The following is a 15447-nucleotide window of genomic DNA, read 5'->3' on the forward strand; positions in this document are numbered from 1 at the left end:
GACCTCACCTATTCACCGAATAGCAGTCGACTTGCGGTTCGCTCGGCAGGACGCCGGAAACCCCGATGACGAAGCCAGGGGCATCGAGCAGCGAGGCCCAATGCTCGCTCTTCTGATCCAGCTCCAGGCAGAGCCGATCGCCGTCATAGGGAATTTCGCGCGGCTGCGAATGAAGCGGTTTCAACGGAATGCCGGGCAGGCGCGACTTCCACAGCCCCTCGAACTGGTCGGCGGAGCCGACAGTCGCCTGGTTGACGAAGATCTTGCGCAGCGCGTCCTCAGAAAGCTCTGAGCCGACGCGAATGACGATGCGGCTGGCCACCAGAAGTTTTGGATTGTCGATGCGCACCTTCCAGACATTGGTCGCGTGCCGCATGACCGACAGCGCGCGCGATTTCGGCTCGATGAAGCGCAGACTGAGGATCAGCGAGCGCAGGGCATCTGCCAGCGCCATATAGGCGGGGCCGGGCGCCATGTGGTCATAGGTCGGCAATTCGCTGAGCCGGCGCGAGCTCGAACCATAGGTCGCCATCTCGCCGGCGAGGCCGGCAAGCTCAAGATAAAGCTCGGCCGGGTGGAAGACATCCTGCGCCAGCATATGTGCGAGCCGCGGACGAGCCGCATTGGCAAGGTGGAGCATCAAGAGGTCCTCGACACTCCGGCCCGGGCCACCCATGACCATCTTGCCATGCGCCTCCGCGATCTGGCTGAGGCCGGTGACCACCTCCTGCAGCAATTGCCGATACCAGGCGACGGCGCCGGTGATCAGCGTCGGCGGCAGGAAGGCCTCGTCGAGCGAGATGCCGCCGTCGGCGCGGATTCCCTTGATGTCTGCGATCGGCAATGCCGTATAGCCGCCCACCGATTTGCCCGGCGCCATCAGTAGCGCCTGCGGTCGGGCAATCTCGATCTCTTCCGGATCGGCACCGCCCTGCACGGCATCGCGGACCGAAACGATCCGGCCATGATAGCGCGCGCCCGTCGATGCCGCATGCGCCGGGTCGAAACCGACCCCACCGGGTGGCTCGAGCGGCAGGGCGACCAGCACTGGCCCGGCGCCGGTGTCGGCCGTTACAGGCAAGGGTTTGGGCGCATCCATCGTCTCCGGGATGGCAAATGGCGTACCGTCGGGAAAGATGCCGCGCGCCGACACGATGGAGACCTGGCCGGTATCGAGCAGCGACTGGTCGAGCGTCAGCTGCTGGAAGCCGAACGTCTGGAGTTGGCCGGCCCGCAATGCGCCGCGCACCATCCCCTCAAAGAACCGGTCCTGCTGCTGGAAGTGCTGGGTCCTGAGAAACAGGCCCTCGGACCATAGCACCCTGTTTGCATCGCTCATGCCGCTACTCTCCGCGCGGAACCATCGTTTGCCTGGACGGCCTAGGCAGAAATGCCGCCGCTGCCGAGCTTGGCGTTGACGGTGAATGTCGACCCCGGCGACACGGACTTGGTCGTGCGCCAGTTCCGTCCGCCTGGTTCACGGATCAGAGCGACGAAACCCAGCGCCGTGGCGTCCGGCTCGACCGTGATCGTCTTCGTTGCAACCTTGCCTGGACCCACCGAGATCGTATCGGAACCAATGAGGTCGGCCCCGAGTGCCGTGCCGGCGTCGCCCTGCAGCGCGAAATAATCGGCCGAGTTGAACTTGCCGGTGCTGCGCAGCCGCATCACCAATACGGTCACCGGCCGGTCGCCGCCGCCAGGCCCCGGATTCATTCCGGCGCCGCCGCTCACGTTGACCGAGATGGCCGATGGCTTCGGCGGGCCGCTCTGGCATGCCGCAAGCAGCCCCGTCGCGCCGAGAGCAACCATGAATTCGCGTCGATCGATCATGTCCTACTCCTCTTCATATGCATCCCTGAAGTCTGCGCCGATCTCACCCAGGAAGGTCGATTCCGCGCTCTGGGCGATATCGCGATGGCGTTTCTGGTAGAGCTCCCACAGCTTGGCGTTACGTCCACCGGACAGCAGGTTGCTGATCGCGGAATTGGCTTTCAGCTCTTCCTCGATAATTGCCGGATCGAAGCGGTCGATCATGCGTCGCAGTGCTGCCTGCACGCCGCGCCAGGCACGCACGTGATGCTGAGCCAGGTCCTTGACCGCGTCGCCGATCGCTGCTTCGCCGGAGAGAAAACCAGGGCTGCGTTCCGAAAGGATGGTGACGATGACGTCCTCGACCGTCGGCAGGAATTTAAGCGGGTTGACCTCGGAGGCGCCAACCATCGTCTGGGCGACGCGCGCGCTCCCCTTTTCCTCGGCACGTTTGCGCAGAAGCTGCATCAGACCGTCCAGCATCAGCCGGTATTCGCGCCCGAACTTTTCCATTTCGGCGATCGTGTCACGGCCGGGGAAATCGGCTTCCTCGACACCCATGCCACGTAGGAATGCGGCGCGAAGCGCCATGTCGCCGGGCGTAGGCGGTGTGACATGAGGCGGCTTGAGCACGGCAGCGCGGCGCGGCGTGGCGGGAGGTTCTGCCGCCTGCATCGGTATACCCCATGAATGGGGCGCCAGCTGCTCTTCGGCCAGCTGTTCGCTGCGACCGGCTTGTTCGGTGCTATCGGTGGCGGCGGGCGTCGCGGCTGGCCCGAAGCTGAAATCATCATCGAAGCCAGCCGATTTTGGCGTGGGGCCGCTCGCATCGTCGCGCAACGGCATCTCGCCGGAATCGAACGGATCCGACTGGCCTGGCGTCGCGGGGGCATTCAATGCTGGCGTCGCCACCGGGTCGAGGCTGAAGGGATCGTCGAAGGCAGGCGAGCTGCGTTGGACCGAAGCGCGTTCGTATGCATCCGGCACCGGTTGCTCGAACGGATCCGGCAATTCCGCGGGACGCGGCCTGCGCGGTTCTTCCTCGACCTTGGCCGAGAAGAAGTCGTCTCCGCTGATGCCTGCCGGAGCTCGCGACTGCGGTGGCGACCATGCGGGCGCCTGTTGGCTCGTCAACGGCTGCCCCACCGATGTCTGGCCTGCTTTTGGCTGGACCTCGACATGCAGAACGTAGTCGCCCATTCTCAGCCGCATGCCGCTATGCAGGCGTGCGGACCTGCCGGTCCCCAATGGGCTGTCGGAATCGTCGATGAACAACCCGCTGCTCGACGTGTCGGTGACGAAATAGCCATCGCTGCCGCCGCTGATCTTGCAGTGAGCCCGCGAGACGAACATGTCCGGATCGTCGATCTGCCAGCCGGCATCGGCGCTACGGCCGATCACCAGTTCACCCTCATCCAGCCGGGTCTGCCTCACCACCTGGGAGCGGGGACCCTGTTCGAGCGTCAGCAGCAGGCTCATGCCGCTACCTCCGCCATTTCCGGCCGCCAGCCAACGATCGTGCGCAGCCTTAGATCGTCGGCATCCCCCTTTTCAGCCGGACGGGTGAGCCAGGCGGTTCGACCAAGCTGGACTGTGCCGACGCACGGCGGCGGCACGGCTTCGCGCGCGAGCACGATGCGCAAATCGACGTCAAGCGTCTCGCCGGTCATGTCGCGCACGGCCTTCTTGAACAGAGCCAGCCTCCGTTCGCCCGGCAGGAATGCCCTGAAGTCCTCGAGACCGAGCGGGCCGACGCACAGTTCGATCCGGCTCTGGCGGCTGAAGACACGAGGCCCGATCGTCGCTCCGCGCCCGAGTGCCGCATAGGCGTTGCCGAGACGTGTCTGCAGGATCGTCGGCACGTTGATCCATGCGGCGACGAATTCCCTGATCTGAACCGGCACTTTGAAGGCCGTGGCGAGGAAAGTTGTCAGCCGTTCCGTGCCGTCGACCTGATTGGCGAGCGATCCGGCCTGACGCAGGCGCACCGTGTCGAGTTCGGGGTCCTGGGTCCCGGGGAGACCGATGCCCGCCATCACCTCCAGCATGGCGCGGATACGTCCACCAACGGAACGTTCTACCTGCACCGCCGGATTCGCGTCGGCCCAGGCGCGGTAGTAAAGCGCCATCATGCGGTGTTGCAGGATGTTGACGAAGTCGACGAAGGTCGTGTCGCTGGTTTGCTCGGCATCGGCGCCGCTGAACCAGCGCTGCGACAGCCGATCAAGCACCCAGCGCGTCAAGTGCAGCGGCATCGGTCCTTCCGGCCCAAGCAGGCCAAGATTGGCGACGGTCACCCGTGCCGCTGCCTTGTCGTTGGCCTCTTGAAACGCGATCACGTCTCTGGCCGAGAAGCTTAGGCGTACATGCTGACCGAGCCTGGCCGGCTCGCGGTCCGCCTGGCCGGAATGGCCGAACAGTCCCCGCCGTTGTTCAAGGCGCCGCAGCAGCTCGAAAAAGTCGAAGCTTTCCGACAGCGGCTCCATTTCGGGAAAAGCGGGCTTCGCTAGATCAGGTGGCGATTGCCGGGCGTCATCGGCCATGGCACATCCTCCTGTTTTTGCAGCAGCCGAGTGCGCGTCCGCACGAAGCCATTTATGCCGGCATGGCGGGCGAACAGCCGCGAAAGCAAAGCTGAAAGCAGTAGCGTGCTTTGACCCGCGAGCACGGATTGGTCGACATGCAGGGTTATCTCGGTGCCACGCCCGAAACACATGGGGCCATCGATCTGGAGCCGCTCGATGACCGGGCGCGAGTCGATGCGCACGATCGAATGCACGTTGCGGGCAAGGCTGGGATCGCCGCGATCGGCATAAAGATCGAGCAGCGCATGCAGGGGATCGACACCGCGGCCTTCCTTGGCGAGGCTCAGGAAGTTGAGTGACAATTGCGCAACCAGCCGCCAGGCGAGATTATCGGCGCGGGATTCGCCTTCGGCACTCGCCGGCAGCGACGCCGGGATGGCCGGCTGCGGCGGGCGCAGCGCACCGAGCAACCTTACAGCCTCGACCGGGTCTGCCGTTTCCAGCGTCAATTTTGGCGTATCGTCCAGTATCGGCAGGTCGCGGTTGGTGCACAACGCCGTGACGTCGAGGCGTTTCAAAGGCCTGTTGGCGGAACTGCCGGCCGGACGCGAGACGGCAAGGAATACGTCGTCACCCGTGTAGGAAGTGCGGGTAAGGCCGTCTCGCCGCTCGTCCTCCGTTGCCCGGCGCGGGCGCCGCTCTGTCGAATATACCCAGCCGGTGCCGCGGTTCTGTCCCAGGCCGAACAGCTCCGGAATTTCGGCCTCGCTGCCTTCCGCTTCGGCATCTTCCACCCGGATGACCCGAAAAATCTCGAAATCTCGCGCTCGGGTGCGGTCGGCATGCAGCACCTGACGCGTCCTGCGCGGGTCGATCTCGATGACGTTGCATTCGCGTTCGAAGAGATTGATGACCGGTGTCACAAAAAGTTCGAGGTCGGCGACCGTCACGTCTGCGAGTTCCGGCACCTGGCGCCGGAACTGGAAGATGATCTCTATTCCCGCCTCGCACTTGCGCACTGCGGGCTGCAGGCCGATGACCCGCACATAGTGGAAACGCTCGGGGATCATGAAATATTCGCGCAGCAGCCGATAGCCCTCGAAGGTCGGGCGGGTGCGCGGCATCAGCGCTTCATCATCGCGTATGCCGATCATCTCGGGTTCGGGCAAAACCGATAGCGGATTGGTCTTGCCTTCCGCCCGCGCGCCCACCGCCGAGCAGGCGCCGAAGATTGCGTCGAAGAGCAGCGGCGCCTTGGCGCGCCCGGCGAAATAGAGATCGAGATGGTCGAGCGACAATTCGCTGAGCTTTCCCTTCCCGGTTCGGGCGATGGTGATGCGGAATGCGGCCTCGCCGTGCGCGCCGCCGATTGGCGTGATGCCGGCGGCCGCGAGTGCGCTGCGATCCTGGAAATAGCTGACTGAGGCGATTGCTATCGGCCACAAGTTGACTTCTTGCGCCGTGGTAAAGGTGCAGCGCGTTGAAAGCCCTGGATGCAGGCCGGAGACCAGCCGCGTGCCGCGTGGGACGGCGTAGCCGGTGATCATCGATTGCACTTGCTGGCCGGGCTTGAGCATGGCCATCGCCGTTGCCGGCGCCGGCGTCACCAGATCCGGATAAAGCACATCGAGTACGGCGCGCGAGAAACGCGAGCGCTCGGCATCCACCTTCAGCCGCGTGCGTGCTGCAAGGAATGCCACACCGTCGAGTAGCCGTTCCACATAGGGGTCGGGGCAGGGGACGGTGTCGAGGGACAGATTGCGGGCGACTGCCGGATGCATGTCGGCGAACTCCGCAGCCAGCGCCCGGATATGGGTCAGTTCCTCTTCGTAATATTCCACGAAGACCCGATCCATCTCAGGTCTCCCGGAATTCGGTTCGCGCCAGGCCGTTGTCGAGATTGATCGTGGTGCGCAACCGCATCCGTTCCGGCGTCGGTGTCATGATCAGCACGGCGTCGATCTCGATCTTCAGTCCGAGGCTTTTGTCGCCAAGGGTGACGCTGACGGTTGTCGCGCTCTCCTTGAGGCGCGGTTCGAAGGTGGCGAGAACCATGCGGATTTCGCGCGCCAGCACATCGCGGTCGAAGTCCCGCGAGGAACGGCCGGAGAAGGACGGCACGCCATAGTTGACCACGCTGCGTCGCACCTCTGGAAAGTCGGCTAGCGACGGCAGTTCGTCCAATGACTGTTCCTGCTCGGCGTCGGAAAGCATCGGTGCGGACTCGAAACGCTCGGTATTGAACAGGGCTTCGATGTCGCGCCGGACGGCTTCTCTGAGCACGCGTACGGACACCACGACGCCGCGGCTTTCGATCTCCGCGCGATGTTCTGCTTGGAAGACCAGCCGGTGCAGGCGCCGCTTCTGTTCGGACGTCAATCCCGCATCGACATCGATGGCGCGCGCTCTCCCGGCAAGAAGACCTTCGACGCGCTCGGCGCCCAGTTCTTCTTCCAGCAGACGACGCAGCCCGTCGATTTCCGACGTCAGGCCGGGCAAGTCGTTGATGAGGCGGTCCCAGAGGGAGGGTTGTACCGCCTCGCGCCTTGCCCGGGAACTGCCGGCTGGCTGTGCCTTTACGCCGTGCCGCCTGGCCTCACTTGCCGACATAGACGTCCATTTCGATCTCGTCGTCCTTGTCGTAGACGAACTTGATCTTCTTGTAGGCGAAGCTGACTTCTTCCTCGATCAAGTCCGCCTCGTCGTCAGCTTGCCGCATGTCGTATTCCATGACCGAGGCATCTGTGAGCGTCACGACCAGATAGTCGCTGGTCTCGCCGTCGATGGTCCGGCGTGCCGAAAACACCACTTCGTCAAGTGCCTTGTTTTCGAACAGCGCCTTCTTCAGGTAGGGGGATGCCTTGTCGTAATGCTTGGTGAACTTGATCATGCCGAGCGCAACACGGCCGCGGCGCGAGAGTGAATTGGGATCGTAGGGCGCGATCATCTTATAATCGACGCCATGCACTTCGATTTCGTCTTCGTGGCCGTCGCGCTGGCTCGGGCCCTTGATGTCCGGAACTTTCAAAAAGCCGTCTATCTTCATCGAAGGCGCATCGGTTCTTGTTGTAGTCGGCATTGTCTTTCTCCACCGCTTTGAAACGAAACAAAGATGACTTCGCTGTTATTTCAGCCCTTCACTGAGGGTAGCTCCGACACCAGCCGGAGCGAGGCGTTGATGCCTTCCAACTGGTAGTGTGGACGCAGATAGAAACGGGCGTTGTAGTAGCCGGGCCGACCTTCGACGCTGTCGACCTGGACCTCGGCGGCGGCAAGCGGGCGCTTGGCGCGCGCTTTGTCGTCCGCGAAGGCTGGATTGGCCAGCACGTACCGGTTGATCCATTCGGTCAACCAGATCTGCATGTCGGAGCGTTCCTTGAACGAGCCGATCTTGTCGCGTGCGATTGCCTTCAGGTAATGCGCGAAGCGCGACACGGGGAAGAGGTACGGCAGGTTGGCGGAGAGCCTCTCGTTGGCCTGTGCGTCGGGATCGACAAGGCGACCGGCACGGGTCTCGTCGTCCTGCAGCGAATGGGCCCCGATGAAGGCAGCGAGATCCGTGTTCTTGCGATGCAGGATCGGCATCAGGCCGAGTTTGGCCAGTTCCGCCTCGCGCCGGTCGTCGATTGCGACTTCCGTCGGGCATTTCATCGCGATCGATCCGTCATCGGTCGGGAAGGCGTGCACGGGCAGGTTTAATACCGTGCCGCCATTCTCGACACCGCGGATCTGAGTGCCCCAACCGTAGAGCTTGTGGCTGCGGTTGATGTTCACGCCCATCGGGAAGGCGGCGTTCATCCAGACATATTTGTTGTGGTCGCCTTGCACCTCTTCCTCGAAGGTGAAGCCCTTCACCGGAACGGTCTCGGTGCCGTAAGGCAGCCGTGCCAGCACACGCGGCATGGTGAGGCCAATGTAGCGGGCGTCTTCGCTCTCGCGCAGCGACTGCCACGAAGCATAGGCCGGGTTCGACACGATCATCTGCAGGTCCTGCGGGTTCGGCAGTTCCTGCCAGCTGTCCATCCGGAACAGGCGCGGCGAGGCGGCGGCGATGAAAGGCGTGTGTGCCGAGGCACAGACGCCCGAAATGTTGCGCAGCAGGCCGACGTCGCGCGGATGGTTCGAGAACTCGTAGGCACCGATGATGCAGCCGACCGGTTCGCCGCCCAGCATCGAATACTCGTCCGTGTAGACTTTCTTGAAGATCGGGCTCTGGTCCCACATCTGGCCTTCATAATCTTCGAGCGTGTCGGCCAGCTGTTCCTTGGAGATGTTCATCACCCGGATCTTCAGCTTGGTATCCGTCTCGGTGTTGTTGACGAGATACCAGAGGCCGCGCCATGTGCCTTCCATCTCCCGCACTTCCGGTGCGTGCAGGATCTCGTTGACCTGCGTCGTCAGCATCTTGTCGATACCTGCTATCAGCGACTTGATCGACTTGATCGCGTTGGACGAGATCGTGGTCGTCTCGGAGCGCGATTGGGCGGCGAGCGCCAGGTTGCGCACAAGCTGCTGCAGCTTTTCGCTGTCGTCCTTCTTGACCTTGAAGTCCTTTTCCAGGAGCCCGCTGAATTCGCCGAGGTCTATCGCTTCCGCCTCGGCGGTAGCGGCTGCGGTTTTTTGCTGTTCAGCCATGACTTACTCCCCCGCCTTGTCGTCGTCGGACATCGCCTGGCTGGCGATCCTGCTCAGCAGCGGCTCGTTGTTCAGAAGTTGCGCAATGCGCTTTTCGGCGTCGACGCGGCCGTCCATGAAGCCGAGCAATTCCTCGAGCTGACGACGCATCTTGAGGATCTCAGCCAGTTGCGGCACCTGCTCGGCCACTTTGTCAGGAGCGAAATCGCCCATCTTCGAGAAGGTGAGATCGATCGCCAGTTCTTCATCCCGTTCGGCACCCTCGGCTTGTGGCAATGTGTTCTTCACACGCGCCTTCACGCGAGGTCCCATGGCCTCCATGAACTTGGGGAAGCGGTTGGCGTCGGTTTCGACGAAGTTGCGGTCCAGCACCGACTTTGATGCTTCCTTGGTCTGTGAGGCGCCAGAAAGGTCGGCCATCACAGCCATGACGAACGGCAGTTCGATCGTCGTCGGGCTGCCGTAGGTCTCGACGTCGTAGGCGATTTGCACGCGCGGGGCGCGGTTTCTTTCGATGACCTTAGCTTTGCTCTCTGCTGGCATGCTCTTTACCTTTCATCCTTCTGCGCCGGCTTCTTGGGATCGGGGACGCCGGCAAGCAGCCGGAATTCCTTCAGCCCGGACGGGGCGAGATCTTCCATCAGTTCCACGAAATCCATGTGCACCATCCGACGCACGCGGCGGGCAAGATGCGGTATCGGGCTCGACGGCTCCGTGCGGTCATAGAAGGCGACAACCAGGTCGAGGCATTTGACAACATCGTCGCGCGAGGCGATCCGATCGGGCAGCCCGGCACCCGGTCCTGCAAGGCTTGTCACATTTGCCATCGTTTCGGCTCCATGACCGTTTCGGGCGGGTGCCGCCGGTTCCTCCGGCTGCGGGGTCCGTTCTGCGGCTCCAATTGCCGTCGCGCCGGCGGCCGAATTCCGTTCCAGCGTTGTCAGCAAACGCTGCAGGAACCGCCTCAATTCCGGGATGACCGGGCCATTGCCCTCGATGTGCTTGTTGAGGGCGACGTCGACCTCGTCGAGGGCAATCATCGCCGCGCGGGCATCGGAGAGCAGCGATGTCATCGCATCGCCGGCCTGGTCGATCTGTGCCGCGCAGCCGCTACGCACGCGGTTCAAAAGCTGGCTGTGGGCGCTCGCCAATGTCGCCTTCTCGGTCGCGTTCAGTCCGGAAGCCGCTTCCTGCAGCATGACGCGCTCATCGAGTGCACTCTTCTCCAGATCGCGTCCGCTGATCGGTCCGACCTGCCGCGGTGAGAAGAAGATCATCTCCCTTAGGTTTGCCAGCAGGCCTTCCTGGCCGTTCTGGAGTTCGAGCAGCGCATTCATTCGGCGCAAGGCAGCCTCGCGCGCAGGCGCGTTTGCCCGCAACGTCGGATGCATCGTGTCCCAATACTGGTCGAAGGTCTTGGAGATCAGGGTCAGGCCCTGTGTCAGTCCTGTCAGCCCTTCCTCGTTGGCGAGAGCACGTGCGACAATGACCAAAAGGCGCAAATCCCGGCCACGGGAGCGGAGCTCTTCCGCCTTCTCGATGACGGCGGCCCAATCCACCGGCGTGGACTGCGAGGTAGGCTTGCCGGTTCCGTCATGAACAACTTTGAGCTGCGGTTCGGTAAGGCGCTCCAGCTCGTGAAAGGCCTGGTCGTTGCGCAAATCCTCTCCCGACGGATTCTCACCGTTCAGAGGATTCAGCCAGAGTGCGATATCAATCACACCTACCCCCAGCCAGCGGCCCTGAGACCCCTATGTGACGCAACGTTATCACACGGCCTCACTTTACCACAATTACGCCGCATTTCAAAAAGCCAACGGAAGCCGAACGCGACCGTTTCTTCGACAAACCCATGGCGCAATTGCCGGACCCGGTATGTGAAATGCTTCGCATAGCGCGGGCCGAAATCCGGTGTTTGTTATGGAGCCCTTTGTAGCCGCGAGGTGCCGCCCGGGCGGGTTCAAAACGCCAAAAGCGTCACATGTTTTGTCAAGCCGTCGCCGATATGGCAGGGTATGTTCGGCAGACTTCGGGAGCAGGTTCAGATGGAACAGCGCCGGTCTTCGCAGAGCTTCAAACGCAAGGAGCTCGTTGCCAAGTTAAACTCTCTCTGCCAGCGAGCGTTCAAGGCCGCCGCAGATGCCACCAAGCTGCGTGGCAATCCTTATGTCGAGCTTGTCCACTTCATCGAGCAACTGGTGCTGTCCGAGCGTTCGGATGTCCAGATGATTGTCGCCGACGCCGGGGTGGATGCCAGCCGGCTGACCGCCGACATGACTCGTGCCATTGACAAGCTGCCCTATGGCGCGACCTCCATCGAGGAATTCTCCGACCATATCTTTCACGCCATCCAGGAGGGCTGGAATCTGGCGACGCTGGAGTTCGGTGTGGAAGAGGTGCGCAGCGCCCACATCCTGCTTGCCTGCCTGAAGACCCCGGTACTGGAAGGCTTGCTGTCGAAGATCAGCGCCGAGTTCGACAAGGTAGATGCCGACGGGGTCATTTCCCGATTTGCGGAGATCACCGAAGGCTCGCTTGAGGCGACTTCAATAACCGCCGCTGTCGCTGCCGAGACACCAATGAAACGCGGTATAGGCGGGGAGTCGGCACTTGCCAAATACGCGACCGATCTTACCCGGCGCGCCCGTGACAGCAAGATCGATCCGGTCGTGGGCCGCGATCCTGAAATCCGACAGATCGTCGACATCCTGATGCGTCGCCGGCAAAACAATCCGATCTTGACCGGCGAGGCTGGCGTGGGCAAAACAGCCGTGGTTGAGGGGTTTGCTCTGCGCATCGCCCAGGGCGATGTGCCGCCAACACTACAAAACGTCAGTGTGTGCATGCTTGATATCGGACTGATGCAAGCGGGTGCCAGCGTCAAGGGTGAGTTCGAGAAACGACTGAAAGCGGTGATCGACGAGGTTCAGGCCTCGGAGGCGCCTATCATCCTGTTCATCGACGAGGCGCATACGCTGATCGGCGCTGGCGGCGCGGCGGGAACCGGCGATGCGGCCAATCTTCTGAAGCCGGCGCTGGCGCGGGGGGAGCTTCGTACCATCGCTGCCACGACTTGGGCCGAATATAAGCAACACATCGAAAAGGATCCGGCGCTCACGCGCCGCTTCCAGGTCGTCAAAATCGATGAACCCTCGGAAGCGGTAGCCGTCCTCATGTTGCGCGGCGTTGCCGAAGTGTTGGAGCGTCACCACAAGGTGCAAATATTGGACGAGGCGATCGAAGCTGCGGTCTTGCTCTCGCATCGCTATATCCCGGCCAGGCAACTGCCGGACAAGGCGGTCAGCCTTCTCGACACCGCTTGCGCCCGCGTCGCTGTCTCACAGCATGCGACACCTGCCGAGGTTGAGGACATCCTGCGCCGACGCCAGGCCCTCGAGGTTGAGCGAGGCATCATCGGCCGCGAGGCGGCAATCGGCATCGATGTTGCAGATCGGTTGGCCAAGGCCGAGGCTGGGCTGGCGGAGACCGAGACCACCCTTGCTGCTGCCCAGGCACGCTGGGATCGGGAAAAGCTTCTGGTGGGTGAGATTCTCGACCTGCGCGCCAAACTGCGCGGCGAAGGCCAGCCGTTGGATGCTGCTGAGCACGAAGAAATCGCAGTGAAGCTGGAGAGTGCAGAAGCCAGGGCGGCTGACGAAAAAGCCGTCAAAGGCAAGGAAACCAAGGCTGAGAAATCCAAAAAAACCAAGACCGCGGATGCCGGTGCCGAAACGGACGACGGCGTGACAGGGATTGGTGGTTCGCAGCCGGAAACGGCAGCCGACCTCTCGCGACTGCGCGGACTGATGGCGGAGCTCGCCACCGCGCAGGGGGAGACACCTCTGATCTTGCCGTCGGTCGACCGCAATGCCGTGGCAGCAGTGGTCCAGGACTGGACTGGCATCCCGACAGGACGGATGCTGTCCAGTCAGACCGAGAAGGCTCTCAAGCTGGCGTCCACTTTGTCTGGTCGTGTGGTCGGCCAGGATCACGCGATGGAAATGATTGCCCGCCGCGTGCAGACAAGCCGTGCCGGTCTCGGCGCGCCAGAGAAACCCGTAGGGGTATTCCTGCTTTGCGGTCCTTCCGGTGTCGGCAAGACCGAAACCGCTCTGGCATTGGCCGAAACGCTCTATGGCGGCGAGCAGAACCTCATCTCGATCAATATGTCGGAATTCCAGGAAGCGCATACCGTCTCGACCTTGAAGGGGGCTCCTCCCGGCTATGTCGGTTACGGCAAGGGCGGCCTCCTGACCGAGGCTGTGCGCAGAAAGCCCTATTCGGTGATCTTGCTCGACGAGGTCGAGAAAGCGCATCCGGATGTGCACGAAATATTCTTCCAGGTCTTCGACAAGGGCATGATGGACGACAGCGAGGGCCGACGCATCGACTTCAAGAACACGCTGATCTTGCTCACGTCGAATGTCGGGTCCGAGGTCATCATGGAGCGTACAAGGAATGGGATTGTGGAGACGAGCATCGACGATCTCGATACGGCGTTGCGGGCGCCGCTCTTGAAGGTGTTTCCGGCAGCATTCCTTGGCCGTGTCGTGACGATCCCTTACTATCCGCTTTCGGACTCCATGATCGAGGCAATCACCAGGCACCAATTCAGCAAGATTGCACGGCGCCTCAGCGCGACCAACGATGCCGAGCTGGTGATTGGCGATGGCGTCATGGATCTGGTGAAGGCGCGTTGCATCGAAATCGAATCCGGAGGCCGCATGATTGACGCCATCCTCACCAACACACTGCTTCCGGAATTGAGCCGCGGCGTGCTCAATCGTGCCCTGGTGGGGGAGAAGTTGACGAGGATCACTGTGGGGGCCTCGTCAGAGGGGTTCACTTACAAGTTTGAATAGCTCGATCGATGAGCCGGACTTCGAAATCTGGACTGTGCGATCTGGACAAGCGGCCTTCGCACTGATCGCTCGTTGTCATCCGCTCGGCACTAAGCGGATTCCTGGCAGTTTGTTACACAGATCAAGGACACTAAGCGCTGCCGGCTAAGTTCCCCTACGAATTTGGCACGGAATCGCAGCTCAGTTCGCCGATGGCCGTTTGCCATGGGCCCTGCGATTTGATTGCCTCGGCCACTTCCGTCGCGTCGTTTGTGCAGCCTTATGCAAGCGCGGTGCCTTGCTGCGCTGCATGTTCTTGTCGCCTGATGTTGTGGCTGGAGTTGCTGCCCTCGGTAGTCGTTGAGAAGAAGCCCTCCGATATGGCAGGGGAACTTGTTTATACCCGCCGTTCATGAGTACGCAAAAAAGAACCCGACAGCCTGGCTGCCGGGTTTGACGAGGTCAGTCAGTCGGTCAGAAATTGCGCTGGAAACGAACCATTCCGGAGAACCCGTCATCGTCCGTGGCCGGCTGGCCATCGTCGAGGCTGAAATAGGCGATTTCCGGCGTAATCACCAAACCGGGCACCGGTTCATAGTTGACGTTGGTGACGACAGCGTAATGATTGTCGGCCTGTCCTCGCGCGGCCCCCGAGCCCTTGCTGACCCCAGAGTCGCTGTATGACGCCTGCAGGTTGAATTTCAGCCTGTTGTTGATGCGATATGAGCCGCCGCCCCAGATGGCCCAATCGCCCTTCCAGGGCTTGTAGTAGTTAAAGCTATCCTCGTCGCCGGTGCCGTAGCCGGCCATCACGAACAGCGAAAGCTGTTCGTTGATCGTACCGTCGAGTCGGGCCTTGATGGCTCCTTCCTCGTAGTTGGAATCGTAGCCCGCAACGACCACGACACCGCCCCATTTGGCGGTATATTTCAGGCCGCCGACGATGTGCGGGACATAAGAGTCGATCGTGTAGTCGTTGCCGTAGGAGCTGCCACCCTGCTCGAGCGAGACGACCGCGGAAAGACCGTTGTCGCTCTTGTAGGTATAGCTGATCAGGTTGGTTTCGACCGGAGTGAAAGGCACGAAGTCGTCGCCGATGACCGGACCTGCAAAATTGGCAAAGGTGTCGAAGACCGATTCATCCTTACCGATGCGCAGGCCGCCGAGCTGGATCCAGCCATAATAGAGAGAGACGAAATTCGGCTCGCCGTGATAGCCGTCCCGGTACGAGAAATTGGTTTGCGTGAACGTCGACAGTGTACCGAGCTCCGTCTCGCTGCCGGTCCAGGTGCGAAGCGCGAAACGTGCCTGAGCATGATAGGTGTCATCCGTTCCGCCTAAAGCCCCCGGAACATCATTGTGCCCGCCATAGGGACCATCGCCGGCGCGAATTTCATAGCGGAGGTAACCGCCTACGCGCAGGCAGGTCTCGGTGCCCGGAATGTAGAAGTAGCCAACGCCATAAATGTCGCAAATCCGAACGTATTCGGCAGCTTCTGGCTCAACTATTACTGGGATGTCGGCAGAATAGGCGGCAAGCGAGATCGTGCTCAGCGCCGACGCGCCAAGCAAAAGACACAGATTTTTCAATTTCCCCTCCAGATAAGATCCATAACGGATCTTAGGTTGCTAGC

12 protein-coding genes are annotated in these 15447 nt (G+C 61.9%); 1 reads left to right on the plus strand and 11 read right to left on the minus strand.

The window, feature by feature from the left end:
* Positions 1–4: 4 nt before the first annotated feature.
* From tssK to tssA, 10 genes are all read right to left on the minus strand, one after another.
* A complete protein-coding gene (tssK, locus tag AO692_RS24810) occupies positions 5–1339 on the minus strand; it encodes a type VI secretion system baseplate subunit TssK (RefSeq protein ID WP_054312736.1) in 1335 nt (444 codons plus the stop codon).
* A gap of 41 nt (positions 1340–1380) precedes the next feature.
* A complete protein-coding gene (tssJ, locus tag AO692_RS24815) occupies positions 1381–1833 on the minus strand; it encodes a type VI secretion system lipoprotein TssJ (RefSeq protein ID WP_054312737.1) in 453 nt (150 codons plus the stop codon).
* Between the two features lie 3 nt (positions 1834–1836).
* On the minus strand, positions 1837–3291 hold the full coding sequence (gene tagH / locus AO692_RS24820) for a type VI secretion system-associated FHA domain protein TagH (RefSeq protein ID WP_054312738.1): 1455 nt from the start codon (positions 3289–3291) through the stop codon (positions 1837–1839).
* Entirely contained in the window at positions 3288–4355 is a 1068-nt protein-coding gene (gene tssG, locus AO692_RS24825) for a type VI secretion system baseplate subunit TssG (protein ID WP_054312739.1), read from the minus strand. Before tssG ends, tagH begins: the two co-directional genes overlap by 4 nt.
* Positions 4319–6193, minus strand: coding sequence for a type VI secretion system baseplate subunit TssF (tssF, locus tag AO692_RS24830; RefSeq protein WP_054312740.1), 1875 nt, complete (start codon positions 6191–6193; stop codon positions 4319–4321). Before tssF ends, tssG begins: the two co-directional genes overlap by 37 nt.
* Position 6194: 1 nt before the next feature.
* Positions 6195–6947: a type VI secretion system baseplate subunit TssE gene (tssE, locus tag AO692_RS24835; RefSeq protein WP_054312741.1), complete on the minus strand. Its 753-nt coding sequence runs from the start codon at positions 6945–6947 to the stop codon at positions 6195–6197.
* Complete coding sequence (locus tag AO692_RS24840; protein WP_161808127.1) at positions 6934–7383, minus strand: Hcp family type VI secretion system effector; 450 nt, start codon at positions 7381–7383, stop codon at positions 6934–6936. Before AO692_RS24840 ends, tssE begins: the two co-directional genes overlap by 14 nt.
* Positions 7384–7466: 83 nt before the next feature.
* Entirely contained in the window at positions 7467–8972 is a 1506-nt protein-coding gene (gene tssC / locus AO692_RS24845; RefSeq protein ID WP_054312743.1) for a type VI secretion system contractile sheath large subunit, read from the minus strand.
* Positions 8973–8975: 3 nt separating this feature from the next.
* On the minus strand, positions 8976–9515 hold the full coding sequence (gene tssB / locus AO692_RS24850) for a type VI secretion system contractile sheath small subunit (protein ID WP_054312744.1): 540 nt from the start codon (positions 9513–9515) through the stop codon (positions 8976–8978).
* Positions 9516–9520: 5 nt separating this feature from the next.
* Positions 9521–10693, minus strand: a complete 1173-nt coding sequence (gene tssA / locus AO692_RS24855; RefSeq protein WP_054312745.1) for a type VI secretion system protein TssA — start codon at positions 10691–10693, stop codon at positions 9521–9523.
* A 324-nt stretch (positions 10694–11017) separates the two neighbouring features.
* Between tssA and tssH the strand changes: the two genes are divergently transcribed.
* Complete coding sequence (gene tssH, locus AO692_RS24860; RefSeq protein WP_054312746.1) at positions 11018–13834, plus strand: type VI secretion system ATPase TssH; 2817 nt, start codon at positions 11018–11020, stop codon at positions 13832–13834.
* 453 nt (positions 13835–14287) lie between these two features.
* On the opposite strand, the gene AO692_RS24865 is transcribed toward tssH, so the two are convergent.
* Positions 14288–15403, minus strand: a complete 1116-nt coding sequence (locus tag AO692_RS24865; protein WP_054312747.1) for a porin — start codon at positions 15401–15403, stop codon at positions 14288–14290.
* Positions 15404–15447 lie beyond the last annotated feature (44 nt).

The organism is Mesorhizobium sp. 1M-11 (genome assembly GCF_001303895.1).
Taxonomy (GTDB): Bacteria; Pseudomonadota; Alphaproteobacteria; order Rhizobiales; family Rhizobiaceae; genus Mesorhizobium.

Bases quoted from the DNA above. Each gene is read 5' to 3' on its own strand.
- tssK (WP_054312736.1), bottom strand. From the start codon at position 1,339: ATGAGCGATGCAAACAGGGTGCTATGGTCCGAGGGCCTGTTTCTCAGG.
- tssJ (WP_054312737.1), bottom strand. From the start codon at position 1,833: ATGATCGATCGACGCGAATTCATGGTTGCTCTCGGCGCGACGGGGCTG.
- tagH (WP_054312738.1), bottom strand. From the start codon at position 3,291: ATGAGCCTGCTGCTGACGCTCGAACAGGGTCCCCGCTCCCAGGTGGTG.
- tssG (WP_054312739.1), bottom strand. From the start codon at position 4,355: ATGGCCGATGACGCCCGGCAATCGCCACCTGATCTAGCGAAGCCCGCT.
- tssF (WP_054312740.1), bottom strand. From the start codon at position 6,193: ATGGATCGGGTCTTCGTGGAATATTACGAAGAGGAACTGACCCATATC.
- tssE (WP_054312741.1), bottom strand. From the start codon at position 6,947: ATGTCGGCAAGTGAGGCCAGGCGGCACGGCGTAAAGGCACAGCCAGCC.
- AO692_RS24840 (WP_161808127.1), bottom strand. From the start codon at position 7,383: ATGAAGATAGACGGCTTTTTGAAAGTTCCGGACATCAAGGGCCCGAGC.
- tssC (WP_054312743.1), bottom strand. From the start codon at position 8,972: ATGGCTGAACAGCAAAAAACCGCAGCCGCTACCGCCGAGGCGGAAGCG.
- tssB (WP_054312744.1), bottom strand. From the start codon at position 9,515: ATGCCAGCAGAGAGCAAAGCTAAGGTCATCGAAAGAAACCGCGCCCCG.
- tssH (WP_054312746.1), top strand. From the start codon at position 11,018: ATGGAACAGCGCCGGTCTTCGCAGAGCTTCAAACGCAAGGAGCTCGTT.